At 76.0% G+C, this 15,767-nt stretch carries 12 protein-coding genes and 2 riboswitches; of the genes, 5 read left to right on the top strand and 7 right to left on the bottom strand.

Annotation, left to right across the window (positions count from 1 at the left end):
- Positions 1-16: 16 nt before the first annotated feature.
- The 6 genes from scpA to F593_RS0103700 all read right to left on the bottom strand — a co-directional run bounded on the left by scpA (position 17) and on the right by F593_RS0103700 (position 9,074).
- Complete coding sequence (gene scpA, locus F593_RS27380; protein WP_084629320.1) at positions 17-2,353, bottom strand: methylmalonyl-CoA mutase; 2,337 nt, start codon at positions 2,351-2,353, stop codon at positions 17-19.
- The gene (locus F593_RS30740; protein WP_022927418.1) at positions 2,350-4,683 is read right to left on the bottom strand and encodes a methylmalonyl-CoA mutase family protein; all 2,334 of its coding nucleotides are present in this window, start codon (positions 4,681-4,683) and stop codon (positions 2,350-2,352) included. Before F593_RS30740 ends, scpA begins: the two co-directional genes overlap by 4 nt.
- A 317-nt stretch (positions 4,684-5,000) precedes the next feature.
- Positions 5,001-6,056, bottom strand: coding sequence for an ABC transporter substrate-binding protein (locus tag F593_RS22230; protein ID WP_022927417.1), 1,056 nt, complete (start codon positions 6,054-6,056; stop codon positions 5,001-5,003).
- A 59-nt stretch (positions 6,057-6,115) separates the two neighbouring features.
- A complete protein-coding gene (locus F593_RS0103710; RefSeq protein ID WP_084629318.1) occupies positions 6,116-6,964 on the bottom strand; it encodes an ABC transporter ATP-binding protein in 849 nt (282 codons plus the stop codon).
- Positions 6,961-7,971, bottom strand: a complete 1,011-nt coding sequence (locus tag F593_RS0103705; RefSeq protein ID WP_033205829.1) for an iron chelate uptake ABC transporter family permease subunit — start codon at positions 7,969-7,971, stop codon at positions 6,961-6,963. Before F593_RS0103705 ends, F593_RS0103710 begins: the two co-directional genes overlap by 4 nt.
- Positions 7,972-8,060: 89 nt before the next feature.
- Positions 8,061-9,074 (bottom strand): ferric iron reductase, encoded by a 1,014-nt coding sequence (locus F593_RS0103700; RefSeq protein ID WP_169449145.1) that lies wholly within the window; start codon positions 9,072-9,074, stop codon positions 8,061-8,063.
- A 72-nt stretch (positions 9,075-9,146) separates the two neighbouring features.
- Positions 9,147-9,328: riboswitch (cobalamin riboswitch) on the bottom strand.
- 358 nt (positions 9,329-9,686) lie between these two features.
- Between F593_RS0103700 and F593_RS0103695 the strand changes: the two genes are divergently transcribed.
- The 5 genes from F593_RS0103695 (at position 9,687) to F593_RS0103675 (ending at position 14,919) form a co-directional block, all read left to right on the top strand.
- Entirely contained in the window at positions 9,687-10,268 is a 582-nt protein-coding gene (locus tag F593_RS0103695; protein WP_022927414.1) for a hypothetical protein, read from the top strand.
- 76 nt (positions 10,269-10,344) lie between these two features.
- Positions 10,345-11,592, top strand: coding sequence for a hypothetical protein (locus tag F593_RS0103690; protein WP_157251535.1), 1,248 nt, complete (start codon positions 10,345-10,347; stop codon positions 11,590-11,592).
- Between the two features lie 127 nt (positions 11,593-11,719).
- The gene (locus tag F593_RS0103685; protein WP_033205283.1) at positions 11,720-12,880 is read left to right on the top strand and encodes a macrolide family glycosyltransferase; all 1,161 of its coding nucleotides are present in this window, start codon (positions 11,720-11,722) and stop codon (positions 12,878-12,880) included.
- Positions 12,879-13,080: riboswitch (cobalamin riboswitch) on the top strand. Its footprint overlaps the gene before it by 2 nt.
- Positions 13,081-13,301: 221 nt before the next feature.
- Positions 13,302-14,303 (top strand): uroporphyrinogen decarboxylase/cobalamine-independent methonine synthase family protein, encoded by a 1,002-nt coding sequence (locus F593_RS0103680; RefSeq protein WP_022927412.1) that lies wholly within the window; start codon positions 13,302-13,304, stop codon positions 14,301-14,303.
- A gap of 178 nt (positions 14,304-14,481) precedes the next feature.
- Positions 14,482-14,919, top strand: coding sequence for an acyl-CoA thioesterase (locus F593_RS0103675; RefSeq protein ID WP_022927411.1), 438 nt, complete (start codon positions 14,482-14,484; stop codon positions 14,917-14,919).
- Here F593_RS0103675 and F593_RS22225 read toward each other — a convergent pair.
- Complete coding sequence (locus F593_RS22225) at positions 14,916-15,704, bottom strand: glycoside hydrolase family 16 protein (RefSeq protein ID WP_022927410.1); 789 nt, start codon at positions 15,702-15,704, stop codon at positions 14,916-14,918. The genes F593_RS0103675 and F593_RS22225 overlap by 4 nt on opposite strands.
- Between the last annotated feature and the right edge of the window lie 63 nt (positions 15,705-15,767).

Raw genomic sequence — 15,767 nt, 5'->3', positions numbered from 1 at the left:
CGCCGCCCGCCGCCCCCTACTCCGACGCCTCCGCCTCCTCCGCCTCCGCCTCCGGCGCCGGCGTCTTCCCCTCGCCCGCGACCCCCTGCGGGTCGATCGGATCGACCGCCGCGGCCTGCGCCGCCGGGCCGTCCGTGGGGACCTCGAGCTCGAGCTGCTCCATCAGCAGGCGCAGCAGGCCGCCGGCCGCCGTGCCGATGACGGTGCCGGGCGGGTAGATCGCCGCGGCGCCGCTCTCGCGGAGCTCGTCGAAGTCCTGGGGCGGGATGACGCCGCCGACGACGACGAGGACGTCCTCCCGGCCCATCTCGTCCAGCGCCTGGCGCAGCTGCGGGACGAGCGTCAGGTGGCCGGCCGCCAGGGACGACGCGCCGACGACGTGGACGTCGGCCTCGACGGCCTGGCGCGCGACCTCCTCCGGCGTCTGGAACAGCGGTCCGATGTCGACGTCGAAGCCGAGGTCGGCGAACGCCGTCGCGATGACCTTCTGGCCGCGGTCGTGGCCGTCCTGGCCCATCTTCGCCACGAGGATGCGGGGGCGGCGGCCCTCCTGCTCCTCGAACGACTCGACCAGGGCCTTCGTGGCGTTGAACGCCTCGCTCATCGTTCCGACCTCGCTGCGGTAGACGCCGTTGATCGACCGGATCTCGGCGGTGTGGCGGCCGAAGACCTTCTCGAGCGCGTCGCTGATCTCGCCGACCGACGCGTGCGCCCGGGCCGCCTCGACGGCCAGCGCGAGCAGGTTGTTGTCGGACGCGCCGGCGCCGCTGGACTGGCGGCCGGCGCCCTCGGTCAGGGCCTCGAGCGCCGACTGCACCCGGGACTCGTCGCGCTCGGCGCGCAGGCGCTCGAGCTTCTCGATCTGCCGGGCGCGCACGCCCTTGTTGTCGACCTTGAGCACGTCGATCTGCTCGTCGACCTTGGGCTGGAAGCGGTTGACGCCCACCAGCGTCTGCTGGCCCGAGTCGATCCGCGCCTGGGTGCGGGCGGCGGACTCCTCGATGCGCAGCTTGGGGACGCCGGCGGAGATCGCCTTCGTCATCCCGCCGAGCTCCTCGATCTCGCCGATGTGCGCCAGGGCGCGGGTCACGAGCTCGCCGGTGAGCTTCTCGACGTAGTACGAGCCGCCCCACGGGTCGATGACGCCCGTGGTGCCCGACTCCTGCTGGAGGAACAGCTGGGTGTTGCGGGCGATGCGGGCGGAGAAGTCGGTCGGCAGCGCCAGGGCCTCGTCGAGCGCGTTCGTGTGCAGGGACTGCGTGTGGCCCTGCGTGGCGGCCATCGCCTCGACGCAGGTGCGGACGACGTTGTTGTAGACGTCCTGCGCCGCGAGCGACCAGCCCGAGGTCTGGCAGTGGGTGCGCAGCGAGAGCGACTTCGGGTTCTTCGGGCCGAACTCGTCCTTCATGAGCTTGGCCCACAGCAGGCGGCCGGCGCGGAGCTTGGCGACCTCCATGAAGAAATTCATCCCGACGGCCCAGAAGAAGGACAGCCGGGGCGCGAAGCGGTCGACGTCCATGCCGGCGTCGAGGCCCGCGCGGACGTACTCGATGCCGTCGGCGAGGGTGTAGCCGAGCTCCAGGTCGGCGCTCGCCCCGGCCTCCTGCATGTGGTACCCGGAGATCGAGATGGAGTTGAAGCGCGGCATCTCCTGCGACGTGTAGGCGAAGATGTCGGAGATAATCCGCATGCTCGGGGCGGGCGGATAGATGTAGGTGTTCCGGACCATGAACTCCTTGAGGACGTCGTTCTGGATCGTCCCCGAGAGCTTGTCCGCCGGCACGCCCTGCTCCTCGCCCGCGACGATGAACAGCGCGAGGATCGGCAGGACCGCGCCGTTCATGGTCATCGACACGGACATCTCGTCGAGCGGGATCCCGTCGAAGAGCGTCCGCATGTCGAGGATGGAGTCGATCGCCACGCCGGCCATGCCGACGTCGCCCGCCACGCGCGGGTTGTCGGAGTCGTAGCCGCGGTGGGTGGCCAGGTCGAACGCGATCGACAGGCCCTTCTGGCCCGCCGCGAGGTTGCGGCGGTAGAACGCGTTGGACTCCTCGGCGGTGGAGAAGCCCGCGTACTGGCGGACCGTCCACGGCTGGTTGACGTACATCGTCGGGTACGGGCCACGCAGGTACGGTGCGAAGCCCGGCCGCGTGTTCAGGAAGTCGAGCCCCTCGGCGTCCTGCGAGCCGTAGGCCGGCTGCAGGTCGATGCCCTCCGGGGCGGCGAAGCGCAGCTCCTCGACGGGCCGGCCCGACGCGTCGGTTGCGGCCTGCTCGATGGCCTCGGTGGTCGTGGGCTCTTGGGCGACCCCTCCGAGGGTGGCCTGCGAGAGGTCCGGGATCTTGCTCATCGCGCGGTCTCCGTCCGGGGGGTGACAGGTCGGTCCAGGGTCGCCAGGGCGTCCGTGAGGATCTCGAGCAGGTCGACGCCCTGCTTGACGCCGCGGTCGGCACCCAGCTCGGTCGCCTTGGCGTCGTTCCCGCCCACGAGGTAGATCGTCTGCGCGCCCGCGTCGCGGAGGGACGAGATCGCGGTGCGCAGCGCGTCGTCCTCGGCGGTCCGGCCACCGGCGACGGCCGCGAGCCGCGCACCGTCGGCCTTCAGCAGCTCGCCCGCGGTGGCGGGATCCTCGATCGGGTCGGACTGGACCGTCGCCAGTCCGCCGACGCCGAAGAAGTTGACCGCCCAGGTCGCCTGCGCGGCGTGGGCGGCGAGCGGGCCGAGGCCGGCGAGGAACACGCGCGGACCGTCCGCGGTGACCTCGGTGGGCCGGACGGCGGTCTCGTCCACGCCGTCGGCGGTGGCGACGTCGTCGTCCGCTCGACCGCCCGACGGCGCGCCGGTGGGGGGACCTCCCGCGGAGCCGTCGGTGGTGGGGGCGACGTCGGCGGCGGTGTCCGCGGGCTCGCCGGCGGCGGCGGCGCGCAGCCGCTCGAACGGCTCGGCGTCGCGGCGGACGGGCAGCCCGCGCGCGTCGGGGTCCACGAGCGGCCCGGTGCCGGCGAGGACGGCGAGCCCGTCGATCCGCGCGCCCGCCTCGGCGGCCAGCAGCAGGCGGTGGAGGAGCGGGCCGGTCTCGGCGGGGAGCGTCGCGGCGCCGTCGGCGGCCGCGGCATCGCCGGAGCCGGCGCCGCCGTCGGTCTCCTGCGCGCCGGCGGCACCGCCCGTCAGCGCGCCGCGCTCCGCCAGGCGATCGACCTCGGCCTGCACCAGCGCCTGCCGGTCGGCGGGCTCGGGGTGCACGCGATCGTCGTCCAGCAGCGGGAACACGTTGACCCCGGTCATCTCCCGCTTCCGGCGGGCGAGCTCGCCCGCGCGCCGGTCGGCCGCGCCGGCCAGCTCGGCGTCCCAGTCCGCCCCGGTGAGCGCGGCGACGGCGCCACCGGCGCCCTCGATCTGCGTGATCCGCTCCCACGCCGCGCGGGCCAGGGCGTCCGTGAGCTGCTCCACGTACCAGGAGCCGCCGGCGGGATCGGCGACGCGGCGGAGCCCCGACTCCTCCTGGAGGACGAGCTGCGTGTTGCGGGCGATGCGCCGGCCGAGGCCGCTCGGCGCGGCGGCGCCCACGGCGTCGGCGACGACGGTGTCGAAGGGTGCGACGGTCAGCCCGTCCGCGCCGCCGACGGCGGCCGCGAAGCCGGCGGTCGTGGCGCGCAGCATGTTCGTCCACGGGTCGATGCCGGCGAGCATGCGGTCGCTCGTGCGGGCGACGAGCACGGAGCGCCGCTCCTCCTCCGGCACGCCGGAGAGCTCGAGCACGCGCGCCCACAGGCGGCGGAACGCGCGGAGCTTGGCGATCTCGCCGAACTGGTCCGTGCCGACGGTCAGCGTGAACTCGAGCTGCGCGGCGGCGCGGGCGGGCTCGAGGCCGGCCTCCTCCGCGGCACGGAGGTAGGCGACCCCGGTGGTGATCGCGACGGCGAGCTCGCGGACGGGCGTGGCGCCCGCGTTCACGTGCGCACGCGTGTCGACGGCGAGCGTGCGGACGGCGGGGTACTCCGCGGCGACCTCGGCCGCGAACCGGCCCGCGGCGGCGACCGCGTCGGCGGGATCCAGGGCCAGGGGACCGTCGGCGGCGAGCGCCCCGAGCGGATCGACGCGCAGCGAGGCGCGGGCGTCGGCGGGCGCGGTGCCGCGGCGGCCGAGCAGCGCGAGCGTCAGCGCGGCGGCGGGTACGGCCTGGGCGCCCGCATCGACGGCGACGGGGGCGAGGTCGAGGTGCACGCCGTCGAGCACCGCGTCGAGGTCGTCGACCGTCGAGACCATCACCCCGTCGCGGCCGCGGGTGGCGGCGAAGGCGTCGTTGCCCGGCGCGTGGCCGCCGCGGGCGGCGCGGTCCAGCCGCACGGTGATCGCGGAGGCCCCGCCCTCGAGGTCCTCCAGGATCGCGGCGTTCGCGGCCCGGCGCTCGGGGTGCGTCTGCTCCTGGCGGATCTCCCACGCCGGCTCGTCTTCACCCGTCCCCGAGAGCGTGCCGCGGACGAAGGGGGCGCGGCCGGGGACGCCTCCGGGATCGGGCGCCAAGGCGTCGTCGGCGGTGTAGAGCCACTGGACCTCGATGCCGTCCTCCGTCGTCGAGGTCGTCGGCGCGTCCTCGGCGAGCTTCGCGGCCTTCAGGGCCGCAGCGCGCCACTCGTCGTCGGGGACCGGTGGGAAGTCGGCGGCCAGGGGCTCGGTCATGCTCGGGACTCCATCGAGGACGCGGTGCGAGGGGGCGCTGCCCCCGGGACCCTACCCCTGGTCCGAAGTCCGGCGTCCGGCGCCTGTGCGCGCCGTCCCACAGCGCAGGCCGGTGGCCGCGGGCCCGGCGGCTGGCGACGCCGCGGAGCACTCTGGATATGACAAGCGAACCGAACATATTCCGAGTGCTCCGCGGGACCGACCGCCTCGGCCGCGGGCGCCGCCGATCCGCGGCCGGACCTTGACCTCGCCGCCCGGCCCGCGGCCGGTCCGTGACCTCGCTGCCCGACCGCTGCCCGACCGCTGCCCGACCGCGGTCAGTCCGCGGGCGCCCGCGGCACCAGGGCCCAGCCCTCGAGCGCCTTCCGCGCCTGCTCCGCCGCGTCGATGTTCAGCGGGCCGCTCGTCCACAGGGCGTAGGGCAGGTTGAGGAACCGGCCCTCCTTCACGGCCGGGAGGTCCTTCACGCCGGCGCGAGCACGGAGCACGCGGACCTTGTCCTCAAAGCTCTGCGGCGGGTAGTCCACGAAGAGGAACGCGTCGGGCTTCGAGGCGATGACGCGCTCCCACGAGACCTCGGTCCACGTGTCGTCGAGGTCCTCCAGGGCGTTGCGGGCGCCCGCGGCGTCGAGAATCGCCTGCGGGGCGCCGAAGCGGCCGCTGGAGTACACGGCCTTCGTGCCGCTGTCGAAGAGGAACACGGTCGGCTTCTTCGCCGGCTGCGGCGCCGCGCGCAGGGCCTTCAGGCGGCGGTCGATGTCGCCGACGGCCTTCGCGGCGCCGTCCTCGTGGCCCGTGATCGCGCCGAGGTTCGTCAGGTCGGTGCGCAGCGCGGTCCACGGCTCGACGGTTCCCCGTGCCCGGCCGGTGCCCTGGCGGCAGCTCTCCGTGAGCGTGTAGGCCGCGATGCCCTGCTTCGCCAAGCCCGCGGGGGTGAGCTTGCGCGTCTCGTCCCACCCGTAGTTCCAGCCGGCGAACACGACGTCGGGGCGCTGCGCCAGCACCGTCTCGCGCGACGGGTACGTCTCGGCGGTCTGCTTCAGGCCGTCGACCGCGGCGGCGCCGTAGTGCTCCCGCAGGACGGGCGCGTCGCGCTGCATGCTGCTGACCGCGGCCACGCTGCGCTCGGCCCCGATGGCCAGCGCCATCGAGATCATGTTCCCGTCGTTGACGTACAGGCGCTTCGCCGGGCGGGGGAACGTCACCGGGGTGCCGCAGTTCTGCACCGTCACCTCCGTGGGACCCGCCGCCGTGGACGCGGCGGCGTTGGTCGGCTCGTCGCTCGCGTCGCCGCTTCCGCAGGCGGTCAGGCCCGTGGCGACGACGGCGGCGGTCAGGAGCGCGGTCAGGCGCGGGAGGGTCGGACGGATCATGGGGTGGGACTTCCTGGGGTTGGGACGGTGGGGGGACGGGGTGGCCCGGGACGGGGCGATCACGACGGCTCTCCGGCCTCGTGCGTGGTGAACAGCAGATGGGTGTGGCCCGTGCGGGGGTGCGTCACGGGCACGGCCTCGACGCCGAACACCTCGCGCACGGTCTCCGGGGTCAGCACGCTCTCGGGCTCGCCCGCCGCGTGGACGCCGCCGTCGTGAAGGACGACGACGCGGTCGCAGACGGCCATCGCAAGGTTGAGGTCGTGGATCGCCACCACGACGGTGCGCTCGAGGCGGCGGATCATCCGCATGAGCGAGAGCTGGTGGCGGACGTCGAGGTGGTTCGTCGGCTCGTCGAGCACGAGCAGCGGGGCCTCCTGGGCGAGCCCGCGCGCGAGCAGCACCCGGCGCCGTTCGCCGCCCGAGAGCTGCTCGACGGAGCGGTCGACGGCTTCGTCCATGTCGACCGCGGCCAGGGCGGTGAGCACGGCGTCGCGCTCCGCGGCGTCGCCGCCGGCCCACGGCGGGCGGTGCGGGGTGCGGCCCAGGGCGACGACCTCGCCGACGAGTAGGTCGGCTTGCGGCTGCTCCTCCTGGCCGACCATCGCGATCTCGCGGGCCCGCGAGCGCCCGGAGCGTTCGCGCAGCGGCGTGCCGTCGACGAGCACCTCGCCGGCGGCGGCCGGCCGCACACCGGCCAGCACGCGCAGCAGCGTCGACTTGCCGGTGCCGTTGGGGCCGATGATGCCGATCATCTCGCCGTGGCGGACGGTGAGGTCGACCCCGTCGAGCACCCGGCGACCGCCGCGGCCGGGGCGCCCGCCCACGTCGCACGCCAGCCCGCGGGCCTCGAGGTGCGGCGTGCGGGGGTCGTCCTGCGGGGCGGGGAAGCGCGCGCCGTGGGTCACGAGGACGCGCCCCCGAAGCGGTAGGTGCGTCGACCCAGCAGGAGCAGGAAGACGGGTGCGCCGATGAGTCCGGTGACGACGCTCAGCGGGACCTCGGTCGGGCGCACCATCACGCGGGCCGCGACGTCGACCCAGACGAGGAAGAGTGCCCCGGCGAGCGCCGCGACGGGCAGCACCGCGCGGTGCCGCGCGCCGACGAGCAGCCGGGCGATGTGGGGCAGGACGAGACCCACGAACCCGATGCCGCCCGCCACGGCGACGAGCGCGCCGACGAGCGCCGCGAGCAGCACGAAGAGGACGTTGCGCACGAGCCGCACGGGCACGCCGAGCGACGCGGCGGTATCCGGTCCGGCCGCGAGCGCGTCGAGCCACCCGCAGCCCGCGAACAGCACCCCGCCGACGATCAGCACCGCGAGCAGGGGCAGCAGCAGCTGGTCCCACGCGGCGCCCGACAGGCTGCCGAGCAGCCAGAAGAGCACGGACTGCGCGGCCTGCGGGTCGGCGCTGCGGAAGACGAGGAAGCTGGCGAAGGCCGAGAACGCGGAGGAGAGGACCGTGCCGGTGAGCACCAGCCGCAACGGGGTCAGGCCCCCCTGCGCCAGCGCGATGCCGAAGACGAGCAGCGCCGCGCCGAGCGCCCCGGCCAGCGCGCCGAGGGACAGAGCCCACAAGCCGGCGCCGGCGAACAGCCCCAGCGTGATCACGGCGGTGGCTCCGACGCTCGCGCCGGACGACACGCCGAGCAGGTACGGGTCGGCCAGCGGGTTGCGGACGAGCGTCTGGATGCCGGCACCCGCGATCGCGAGCCCCGCGCCGACGACGACCGCCAGGATCGTGCGCGGCACCCGGATGTCCCAGACGATCGCGTCGTAGGTCGGGTCCGCCGCGCCGCCGAACAGCCGGTGCTCGAGCACGTCGAGGACGATGCGCGGCGCCAGGGGCTCGGCACCGAAGCCGATCGAGACGACGGCGCTCACGACGAGCAGGACGGCGAGCACCGTCAGCACGGCCGGCGTGCGCAGGCGCCGGACTGCGGCGCGGCGCGCGGGCGGGCGGCGGTCCGGGGGCACGCGCGCCGGCGGATCGGCGACGGCGCTCACCCGGCGGCCCCGACGACCACGCGCAGGCGGCGGCGCGGCGCCACGGCCGCGCGCAGGTCGTCCCGCAGGCGCTCGCGCCGCTCGGCGGGCTCGAGGCGCTCGCACGCGGCGCACGACTCGTGGTCGGGGGCCAGGCGGATGAGGCAGCAGGTGGCGCGCTCGTGGGTCAATGCGTCGTCGCGGGCGTTGCGGGCGTCGCGAGCCACGGGTTCGGCGTGGTCGCCCCGATCGGACGGCAGGCGCCCGTCGCCGTCGTGGGCGGACAGGAGCACGGGTGCGACGAGGTCGGCGTGCGGCCAGGCCGGCGCGGCGAGGACGCGGGTGGCTGCGGCGCGCCACGCCGGGCGGTCGCGCGGATCCTGGGCGCGGTCGAGCGTCCCGAGGATGCCGGCGACGGACGCGGCGACGTTGCCCCACGCCACGCGGGAAGACAGGCCCGAGACGGTGCGCGACGCCGCCACCGCGGGGGAGAGGTGCGCGAGCAGCGCCTCCGCGACGCGCTCCGGGGTGGCGGTCGCGTCGTCCGGACCCGCGGCGGACGGGGTGTGGGATCGCTCGTCGGACGGGGCGTCGGATGCCTCGGGCGGGGCGTCGTCCTCCGCGGCACCGCCGCACGCACGCGCGTCGGGCATGGCGATCCCGACGGTGCGTCCGTCGCGCAGGTCGACCCACACGCCCTCGGCGGCGAGGTCGAGCATGGCGCCGGTCAGCGCCCAGGTTCCGAGGACCAGGCCGGCGGTGCGCCCGGCGTACTCCTGCAGGGCGCACGAGCCGCCGACGGCGACCGCGGCGCCACCGAGGTCGGCGGCGTAGCCCTGGGCGATGGCGGGCCAGGCGGCGGGGTCGGCAAGCCGGTCGGTGCGGGTCCAGCCTGCGGCGTGCAGTTCGTCCGCCGTGCGGTCGGCCGTGATCGGGAACCGCGGGGAGCACGCCACGAGCTCGCCCAGCGCGCGACGGATCGCCGGACGGGCCGGGACGGTCGGAGGGGGCACTGCGGTGCGTGGGCTCACGCGGTGGATCCTTCGATCAGAGGCTCGTACGCGGAGCCCGTTGGGCGATCCGGCCGGCGACGTGCGGGGCACGCCGGGGGCCGCAAGCCAGCAGGTCTTCGGACTCGGGCTCTTCCGGTCGGGGCGCCTTCCCGGATCCGTGGATCCAGTGGCAGGGTGCCCCGGCCGTCCCCCTCACCGCTGCGCGTCAGTTCCGGATTCCCACCGGATTCCCTGACCCATCGCTGGGTACGACTGGCTCGTCGCGGCACGATACCGGACGGCCCCCCGCCGTCCAGCACGAATTCCGGCCGTGACGCCGGGCCGGCGCCGTTCGCCGCTCCTCGCCCACCGGCCGACGCCCGGCTGCGCGAGACTCGCGCGGTGAGCCGACTGCGTGCGCCGTACCAGGACTCGTGGGTGCGGCCGGGCGGCCGGACGTTGCCCTGCCACCCGCCGCCCTGCCGCTGCTCCACGCCGGGCGGATCCGCAAGCGCTGGCGCTACGTCGGCGTCTACGGCCCGGAGTTGTCGATCTGCGTCGGCCTGGGGGTTCGGCGTGATGGAGCGGCACTCGGCCACGTGGTGAGGGTGCGGTTGGACGGGCGGGTCGCCCGGCCGTAGGGTCCGCCGCGTGCGTGGCGGAGAGCGGGACGACCCGCGGCCCCAGGTGGCGCCGGTGCGACGCGGCATGGTCGCCCGTGCGGTGTGGCTCGTCGGGGCCGGCACGCTGTCCCTGGTTCTCGATGCGATGGTGGGCGACGGGTCCGCCTGGAGCGACGTGCTCCTCGGGGGCCTCGCGAGCGGGTTCGGCGTGGCGGTGGCCGTCGCGGCACTCGCCGGTGGAGCCCGGGATCGGGCCGAAGCCGCACGGCCGGTGGCCCCGGAGGCCGTGCGTGTGTGGCCCCACCCGCGGGAGCTCGTGCTCCGGGGCGTGGCGGGGATCGCGTTCCTCGTCGTCGTCTCGCTCGCCCTGGAAGCGTGGTTCACCGACGGGGTGCCACCGGGCGTCCTGTGGATCGCCATGGGCCTGGGGGCGGCCGCCGAGGCGGTCTCCCTGCGGAGGTGGGAGCGGGACCACGGGGGCACGCTCGCCATGGTCCGCGGCCCGCGCCGCTCCTGGCGGGCACGGCTGCGGCGGCCCGTCGTCCGGGCGGAGCACGTGCTGCTGCGGCCGCGGATCGACGTCACGTTGGACGACGACGTCGCCCGCTGACCGACGACCAGCGGTACGGTGTTCCGCCGTGTGGGGTGTGGCAGGGCCGGAGTCCCGGTGGAAAGCCGGCGGCGGCGTGCGCGCCGGCCACCCCCTCCTCGTCGCCACCGCCCTGATGGTCACGGCGATGTGGCTGTCGAAGACGCTGCAGCCGCTCTGGTTCGACGGGCGCGGGGACCTGCCGAACTTCGGCGTGTCGACGACGGCGATGGCCGTCGCGGGACTCTCGGCGTTCTGGGCGCACCGCATCGTGGGCCCGCGGTCGATCCCGGCGGTCCTGGCGGCGAGCTGCGCGCTGTACGGCGTCGGGATGGCCCTGCGGGTGTTCACGGGGTCGGCGCTCGTCGCGGTCGTCTCGGGGGCGATCGCCGGGTTCGGGGCCAGCACGTTCCTGGCGGCGGTCCGCATCGACGTGGCCCGTCAGCCGCAGCAGCGCCAGCGGACGGCGGCGACCCGGCGCGAGGGGGCCGTGCAGGTCGGCACCGTCGCCGGGACGCTGCTGGCCTCGGTCGTGCTCGCGACCGCCGGGCGCGCGCTGTGGATCGGGCTGCTCGCGGCACCCGTGTTGCTGGTGCTCGCCGCGGTGGCCGCCGGACGGGTCCCGGGACGGAGGACGACGGACGGCGCGGCGGAGGCGGAGGGCGCAGTGGCGACGGCCGACCGCACCGCCGCGGTGGGCGACGGCGCGGAGGCGGATGGCGCGGCGGCGGACCGCGCCGCCGGGCCGGCCGTCGCGACCGAACGCCCGGCCGCCGCCGGTCCGACGCGGCGGGCCCGGGCGCGCGTCGTCGGCGTCTGGGCCGCGCGGGGGTTCGGCGCGTCGCTCGTGATCCCGTACGTCCCCCTGCTGCTCGCGGGCCACGGCGTCGCGCGGGGCGCCATCGGGGTCGTCCTCGCGGCGGCGGCGCTCGGGCGGCTCCTGGCGTTGCGGGCGGTGCCGGCCGTCGACCGACGCGTCGGCTCGCGGACGGCGGCGGGCGGCAGCGAGCTGCTCCTGGCGGTGCTCACCCTGGCGCTCGTGCCGGCGCTCGGGCCGGTCCTCGTCGTGGTCGTCGTGCTGCTGCGTTCCGCCGTGATCACCCTCGCGACGGTCACGCAGGACCTCGTGCTGTTCACGATGGGCTCGTCCGCCTCTCTCGTGGGGGTGGCCCAGGCGTCGTTCCTCGTGGGCGACGCGGGCGCCGGGCTGGTCGCGCCGCACCTGTGGTCCGGCTCCGGGGACGCCGCACTCGTGGCCGCAGCGGCGATCGCCGTCCTGACTGCGGTGGCCAACAACGCCCGGATCCTCCCGCCCGCCCTCGCGGGCGACGCGGCCGCGCGCTAGGCTCGCCGCGATGCGCTCCTTCCGCTTCTTCGTCTAGCAGCCCCCGGTTCCCCACGGAACCGCCTCGCGGCCGCGCGCCGCGACGGCCGGTCGCTGCCCTGAAGAAGAACGAGCGGAAGGACCCAGGATGCACCTGGTCATCGTCGGCGCCACGGCGCCCAGCCACACCTACCCGAGCCTCGCGCTCGTCCGCGAGCTCGTCGCCCGCGGTCACCGCGTCGACTACGTCATCGGCGGCCGCCTGGAGGCGCTCGTCGCCCCCACCGGTGCGCGGGTGGTCGCGCACCCCACGCTGCTGCCGGACACCGACGCCGGCTGGTCGGGAGACCCCGGCGCGGCCATGCAGCTGTTCCTCGACGAGCAGATCGCCGTGCTGCCGCGGGTGCTCGCCCTGGAACGGCCCGACGCCGTCCTCTACGACATCGGCGGCTACGCCGGCCGCGTCGCCGCGCACCGCTGGAGTGTCCCGGCGATCCAGATCTCGCCCGCGAGCGTGGCGTGGGAGGGCTACGAGGAGGAGATGGCGGAGTTCTACGACGCGCTGCGGGCGTCGCCGACGGGCGCGCGCTACTTCGCGTCCGCCCGTGCGTGGCTCGACGAGCACGGCGTGGCGCTGAGCGCCGACGCGTTCCTCGGCCGGCCGGCGGCCTGCGTGGCGGTGATCCCGCGGGTGCTGCAGCCCCACGCCGACCGCGTGGGCCCGCAGTACGTCTTCGCGGGACCGTGCATCGACGAGGAGCGGATCGGCGAACCGGGTCGCTGGGCCGCGCCGGCGGGCGAGACCCGTCCGCTGGTGCTGCTGGCGCTCGGCACCGCCTACACCGACCGCGAGGACCTCTACCGCGCGGCGATCGACGGGCTGGCCGGGCAGTTCCGGCTCGTGCTGGCGACGGGCAAGGTGGACCCCGCCCGCCTGGGGCCGCTGCCCGACGGCGTGCAGGCCGCCCGGACGCAGCCGCAGCTCGACGTCCTGCACCACGCCGACGCGTTCGTCACGCACGCCGGGATGGGCAGTGCCGCGGAGTCCCTGTGGTTCGGGGTGCCGACGGTCGCGCTCCCGCAGGCGGTCGACCAGTTCATGAACGCCGAGCGGCTCGAGGCGGTGGGCGCAGGGGTGCGGCTGGCGGACGAGGACGTCACGCCCGAGGCGCTTCGCCGCGCCGTCCGGGGCGCGTTGGCCCGCGGCCGACGGGCGCGGGAACTCCGCTCCGAGGTCCGGCGCGCGGGCGGGGCCGGGCCGGCGGCGGATGCGGTCGAGGCCCTCGCGGTCGCGGAGGCATCGCGCTAGGGTCCGGGACGGAGTCGATCCACCCCCACGAGCGGGGTCAGGGAATCCGGTGAGAATCCGGGACTGACGCGCAGCGGTGAGGATGCGGATCGTGGCCACGACGCCACTGGGACCCGCGGACCACCCGTCCGCCGGCCTGGGAAGGCGGCCACGATCCGACGCATCCAAGTCCGAAGACCTGTCGGCTCTGCACCGGGCGTTCCCGGTGCTTCTGATCATCGCGGCCTCGCGCACAGGGCCGCTGCAGGAGGAGCACGACGATGGCCCGCACCGCGGTGTCCGACCAGACAGCCGACCGGCGACCCCGGCGGCACACCGACCCCACGATCCGGACCGCGGCCGCGCGCCCGCGGGCCGGCCTGTTCCCGGACCATACCCCCGCGGCCCGCGCGTCCTCGGTCACCCGGATCCGGGGCGCCCGATGAGCGCCCTTGACCGCCTGCCGCCGCTGGCCACCACCGGCGTGGGGAGCCTGCCCTTCGATGACCCCGCGCTCGCGGTCCGCCACGCGTGCCGCGCCTACGACCTGCCCTTCGTGCCTCAGCTGCCCGCGCTCGACGGCGACATGGTGGGGGAGTGGCTCGGCGCGGGCGACGCCGACACGCCGTGCGGTTGGTCCGCCGATCGCGACCGCGAGCGGCCCGCCGCGTGGGACGCCTTCGTCGCCCGCGTGACCCGCTGCCCGCCCGTCCACGGGCTCGTGAAGCTGCAGGTCACCGGGCCCGTCACGCTGGCCGTGGCGCTCGAGCGCGCCGCCGGCCGGTCGGGCCAGGGCCGTGCCGCCGCGGCACTGGCGCGCGAGCTCGACGGCTGGCTCGCCTCGAACGTCGCCGGCCAGGTCGCGCGGCTCGCGGCGCTCGGGCTCGACGCGCTCGTCGTCGTCGACGAGCCCGGGCTGGCCCACGCCGTCGCCGGCCTGGGGCGCGAGGAGACCGGCGCCGACCCGCACGTGTGGGACGCCCTGCGCTCGTCGGGCGCGGCGTGGGGCCTGCACGTGTGCTGCGCGGTGCCGTGGACCGTCGTGCGCGCCGCCGAGCCGGACTGGGTCTCCTTCGACGCGACCGCCTCGCCCGTCGGGGGTCGTGGGGCGCGCGTCCTCGGCGAGCTCGTCCGGGGCGGCGCCCGGATCGCGTGGGGTGCGCTCGATCCCGCCGCGCCGGACGGGGCGACGGGCGTCGCCGCGCGGGTCGCCGCCGGCCTCGGGGCGATCACCGCCACGGGGGTGCCCGTCGACGAACTCTTCGTGCGCTCCGCCGTCACGCCGGCGTGCGGGACGGGGCGGTTGCCCGTGGACCGGGAGCGGCTCGTCGCGTCCGTGCTCGAGGTCGGGGCGGAGGCCGTCGCGGCGACCTGCCGGGCCTGGCCGCAGCCGGAGGTCGTGGAGGACGCCCCGGGGCGCGCGCAGCCGCCGGCCGGAGCCTGACGCCGGCGCGTCCGGGATCGACGAGAGCGGCCGGCACGTCCCGGTCGCGGGCGGTCGGCCGACGCGGCCACGGGCCCCGGCCGGCCCGCCCACCGGCCCCGATCCCCGGTCGCCAGGGGGTTCTGGGGGCGACATGCTTGGATCTTGCACGTTCAGATCCCCCGACTCTCGGAGCCCCATGGAGAACGCACCCGCACACGCGCCCTTCGAGGTGCCGATCGGCATCCGCGCGAGCGATCTCGACGTCAACGGCCACGTGCGCAGCTCGATGTACCTCGAGTACGCCGAGCACGCCCGCTGGGCCATGCTGCAGGCTGCGGGCATCTCGCCGCCCGTGTTCATCGCCCGGGGCGTCGGACCCGTCACGCTCGAGACCACCGTCCGCTTCCGCCGAGAGCTCACGATCGCCGACTCCATCGTCGTGGCGTCCGTCTTCGCCTGGGGCGAGGGCAAGACGTGGAACCTCGAGCAGACGATCCGCCGGGCCGACGGGACCGTGAGCGCCGAGGTGACCTCGGTCAACGGCCTGCTCGACCTGAAGGAGCGTCGCCTGGTCGACGCGCCGCAGGACCACGTGCGCGCCGTCGTCGCCGAGCCGGCGCGCTTCGGCCTCTAGGCGTCCGTCGCCGTCCACCCCGTCACCCGGCGCACCGTCAGCTCGGGCACCGCGCCCCCGGCCTCGCCCGCGCGGGGGTGGGCCGGGAAGTCGAAGACGCCGAGGATGAGCATCAGCGGGTAGGCCGGCGCCTGGCGCAGCGTGCGCACTACCGTCCCGTCGACCAGGACGTCGACCGCCCCGGGCCGCCAGTCCACCGCGTAGACGTGGTCCTGCGTGACGTCGATGGCGGTGCGCGGGGCGGCGAACTCCTCGCGCAGGCGTGGGTCGCGGAAGGCGTGGATCCCGGCGCCGAGCGCGGCGGTAGGCCCGTCGGGTCCGTGCTCCAGCGCGTCGCCGAAGACCTCGACGATGCAGATCTCGCCGCACCGGTCGGGCTCGTCCTCCAGGCCGACCATCCACGCGGAGAACATCGCGGCCGGGGTCAGCGTCGCGCGGCACTCCACCTCGATCCGCCCGTGGTGCGGGGTGAACCCCCACAGCGGCGGCTGCTCCTCGCGCACGGTCAGCCCGTCGCGGAACGGCTGCTGGGCCCGGGTGCTGCCGACGGGACCCGACCAGTTCGCGCTCTGCACGGCCGAGACGCGCAGCGGCGGGTCGTGGCGATCGGCGCACCACAGGCCCTGCTCCGGCGGGATCGACAGCGTCAATCCGTCTTCGTCGACCCGCCAGGTCGCGGCCGCCTCCGCCCGCGAGGACCACGCGGGCAGGTAGGCGGGGACCCACACGTCGGCGTCGAGGGTTCCCGCGGCGAAGCGCTCGTCGATCTCGGTCCGTCCGGTCACGGCGGCAGTCCAACACACGCGTGGGACGGCTCCGGGCGGCCGCGAGCGCTCCGCGGTCCTGCG

It is taken from the genome of Patulibacter americanus DSM 16676 (assembly GCF_000420025.1).
In the GTDB taxonomy this organism is placed as follows: domain Bacteria; phylum Actinomycetota; class Thermoleophilia; order Solirubrobacterales; family Solirubrobacteraceae; genus Patulibacter; species Patulibacter americanus.
This window is presented reverse-complemented; position numbering and strand designations above follow the sequence as displayed.